Raw genomic sequence first — 3,926 nt, forward strand, 5'->3', positions numbered from 1 at the left:
ACCGAATAAACACGACCGTTGTTGCCAAATGCCAGCAGCGTGTCCACCGTGCGGCACTCGAAGGTGCCGTACAGCCCATCGCCGGCCTTGAAGCTGTACTCCATGGCGGCGGCGTCACCGGCCCGCTCGCGGGCCCAGCCTTTTTGCGCGCGAACCCAGCCTTTTTCACTGACCACCACCGTCACCGGCTCATCCACGACCTTGATTTCAAGAACGGATTTCTTCTCGGTTTGAATCAGGGTGCGGCGCGGGTCGGCAAACGTTTTCGCGTCGGCCTCGATTTCCTTGACCATCAGCCGACGCAGCACGGCCGGGTTGCCCAGGATTTCTTCGAGCTTCTTCTGCTCGTCGCGCAGCTCTTTCAACTCCTGCTCAATCTTGATCGCTTCCAGCCGGGCCAGCTGGCGCAGGCGGATCTCCAGAATATCTTCGGCCTGCCGCTCAGACAGCTTGAAGCGCGCCATCAGCGCCACCTTGGGGTCGTCTGACTGGCGAATGATGGCGATCACTTCGTCAATATTGAGCAGCACCAGTTGCCGCCCTTCAAGGATGTGAACGCGATCCAGCACCTTGTTGAGGCGATGTTGCGAGCGGCGCTCCACCGTGATCTGGCGGAATTCAATCCATTCGCAGAGCATCTGGCGCAAGGACTTTTGCGTAGGACGGCCATCGAGTCCGACCATGGTGAGGTTGATCGGCGACGAAGTCTCCAGACTGGTGTGCGCCAGCAGCGTGGTGATGAGCTCCTGCTGTTGGATACGGCTGGTCTTGGGTTCGCACACCAGGCGCACCGCCGCGTCTTTGCTGGACTCGTCACGCACCACGTCGAGCACCGACAGCAGCGTGGCCTTGAGCTGGTTTTGCTCCAGCGACAGCGCCTTCTTGCCGGCCTTGATTTTGGGGTTGCTCAGCTCTTCAATTTCTTCGAGTACCCGCTGGGTGCTGACACCCGGCGGCAGCTCGGTCACCACCAGTTGCCACTGGCCGCGCGCCAGTTCCTCGATCTTCCAGCGCGCCCGGCATTTGAGCGAGCCGCGCCCGCTGCAGTAGGCGTCGGCAATATCGCCAGCGCTGCTGATGATTTGCCCACCGCCCGGATAGTCGGGGCCGGGAATGAGGGCAAACAACTCATCATCGCTGAGCTTGGGCGACTTGATGAGCGCCACGCACGCATCCGCGATTTCGCGCAAATTGTGGCTCGGAATTTCGGTGGCCAAACCCACGGCGATGCCACTGGCGCCATTGAGCAAAGCAAAGGGCAAGCGGGCCGGCAGCTGGCGTGGCTCGTCGGTCGAGCCGTCGTAGTTGGGCGTGAAATCAACCGTGCCTTCGTCAATTTCATCCATCAGCAGGCTGGTGATCTTGGCCAGCCGCGCCTCGGTGTAACGCATGGCGGCTGCGCCGTCACCATCTCGGGAGCCAAAGTTGCCCTGACCGTCGATCAGCGGATAGCGCTGACTGAAATCCTGGGCCATGCGCACCAGGGCGTCATAGGCCGCCTGGTCACCGTGCGGATGAAAGCGGCCCAGCACGTCGCCCACCACACGGGCACATTTGACCGGCTTGGCACCGGTATTGCCATTGGCCCCGCCAAAGCTCAAACCCATGCGCGACATGGAATACAGGATGCGCCGCTGCACCGGCTTTTGGCCGTCGCACACATCCGGCAAGGCCCGGCCCTTGACCACGCTCAGTGCGTATTCAAGGTAGGCACGTTGCGCGTAGGACGCCAGGTTGGGAGAATCGCCGCCGTCGTCAGGGGGCGGGCTCGGGGGAAAATCGAGTGTTGCTTGGTCGGTCATGAAAACTAATCAGTCTCGGTGCTGAGGTTTGGTTTTGGGCTCATCAAATGAACCGATGAAATCAAGTTGCCGCTGGGTCGAACCAGCTGCTTTGTCATTAGATGTCGATCTCGACGGTATCGCCGTGCAGCTCCATCAACTCACGGCGCGCGGCCGCCTCGCCTTTGCCCATGAGTTTGGTGATCAGCGCCTCGGTTTGCGCAAAATCGATGTCGCCCAATGCAACAGGCAAGAGACGGCGCGTGTCGGGGTTCAGCGTGGTGTCCCACAATTGCTCCGCGTTCATCTCGCCCAGCCCCTTGAAACGGCTGATGCTCCAGGCCGCCTCACGCACGCCCTCTTTGCGCAGCTTGTCAAGAATGGCGGTCAGTTCACCCTCATCCAAGGCGTAGGCTTTGGAAGCGGGCTTCTTGCCGCGCGCCGGAGCGTCCACCCGAAACAAGGGCGGGCGCGCCACATAGATATGGCCGGTCTCGATCAGCTTGGGGAAATGCCTGAAAAACAGGGTCAGCAGCAAGACCTGGATGTGCGAGCCGTCCACATCCGCGTCCGACAGAATGCAGACCTTGCCATAACGCAGACCGCTCAAGTCGGGGCTGTCGTTGGGGCCATGCGGATCGACGCCGATGGCCACCGCAATATCGTGAATTTCCGTATTGGCAAACAGGCGGTCACGCTCGACCTCCCAGGTGTTGAGCACTTTGCCGCGCAAGGGCAGAATGGCCTGGCTTTCCTTGTCGCGGCCCATCTTGGCGCTGCCGCCAGCCGAATCGCCCTCGACCAGAAACACTTCGTTGTGGGCCAGGTCCCGACTTTCGCAATCGGTCAGTTTGCCTGGCAGAACCGCGACGCCGGAGCCCTTGCGCTTCTCGACCTTCTGACCGGCTTTCTGGCGGGTTTGCGCGGCCTTGATGGCCAGTTCAGCCAGTTTTTTGCCATAGTCGACGTGCTGGTTCAACCACAGCTCCAGCGTGGGGCGCACAAAGCTCGACACCAGGCGCACGGCGTCCCGCGAGTTCAAGCGCTCCTTGATCTGGCCCTGAAACTGCGGATCGAGCACCTTGGCCGACAACACATAACTGGCACGGGCGAACACGTCTTCGGGCAACAGCTTGACGCCCTTGGGCAGCAGGGAGTGCAGCTCGATAAAACTCTTGACGGCGCTGAACAGGCCGTCACGCAAGCCACTTTCATGGGTGCCGCCGGCACTGGTGGGAATCAGGTTGACGTAGCTCTCACGCACCGGCTGACCGTCTTCCGTGAAGGCGACGCACCACGAAGCCCCTTCGCCGTCGGCAAAGTTGTCGTTTTGGGCATCGGCAAAACCTTCTTCTTCGAACACCGGAATCACCAGTTCGCCATTAAGCGTTTGCATCAGGTAGTCGCGCAGGCCCCCTTTGTAGGTCCAGGCCTGTGTTTCTTTGCTTTTCTCATTGACGAGCGTCACTGTGACGCCCGGCATCAACACCGCCTTGCTGCGCAGCAGGTGAGTCAGTTGTCCGATCGGCAGCGCCAAGGTTTCGAAATATTTGGCGTCGGGCCAAACCCGAACCGTGGTGCCTGATTTGCGCTCGCCTTCGCCGGCCTTTCGCACCTGCAGGGGCTCGATGACATCGCCGCCGGCAAACACCAGGCGAGCCACCATGCCTTCACGGTAGGTCGTGGCCTCCAGTCGCGTGGACAAAGCGTTGGTGACGCTGACGCCGACGCCGTGCAGTCCACCGGAAAAACTGTAGGCGCCGCCCTTGCCCTTGTCAAACTTGCCGCCGGCATGCAGCCGCGTGAAAACGAGCTCGATCACCGGCGCATTCTCTTCGGCGTGCAGGCCAAACGGTATGCCGCGGCCATCATCTTCAATGCTGACCGAACCGTCGACATGCAGCACAACCTTGATTTTCTTGCCATGCCCCGCCAGGGCTTCGTCCGCCGCATTGTCCAGGACTTCCTGGATCACATGAAGCGGGCTTTCGGTCCTTGTGTACATGCCAGGACGATGCTTGACCGGCTCCAGGCCTTTGAGCACGCGGATGGAAGATTCTGAATATTCGGGTGTTGGTTTGACTGCCATAGCGGCGAATTGTAGTCTGCGGTCGAGAATTAACTGTATGAAATTACAGTTTTTAC

Annotated in this window: 2 protein-coding genes; both read right to left on the reverse strand. The window is 60.5% G+C overall.

The features are described 5' to 3' along the window. On the reverse strand, nucleotides 1–1,802 hold a 1,802-nt coding region (parC, locus tag B3V69_RS11170; RefSeq protein WP_296446543.1), incomplete at its 3' end, for a DNA topoisomerase IV subunit A. Between the two features lie 97 nt (nucleotides 1,803–1,899). Then, nucleotides 1,900–3,870, reverse strand: coding sequence for a DNA topoisomerase IV subunit B (locus B3V69_RS11175; protein WP_296446544.1), 1,971 nt, complete (start codon nucleotides 3,868–3,870; stop codon nucleotides 1,900–1,902). Nucleotides 3,871–3,926 lie beyond the last annotated feature (56 nt).

Source organism: Rhodoferax sp. UBA5149, assembly GCF_002413825.1.
GTDB lineage: Bacteria > Pseudomonadota > Gammaproteobacteria > Burkholderiales > Burkholderiaceae_C > Rhodoferax.

What these genes read in the sequence shown, in the direction of transcription:
- B3V69_RS11175 (WP_296446544.1), bottom strand. Translation starts at nt 3,870, where the DNA reads ATGGCAGTCAAACCAACACCCGAATATTCAGAATCTTCCATCCGCGTG.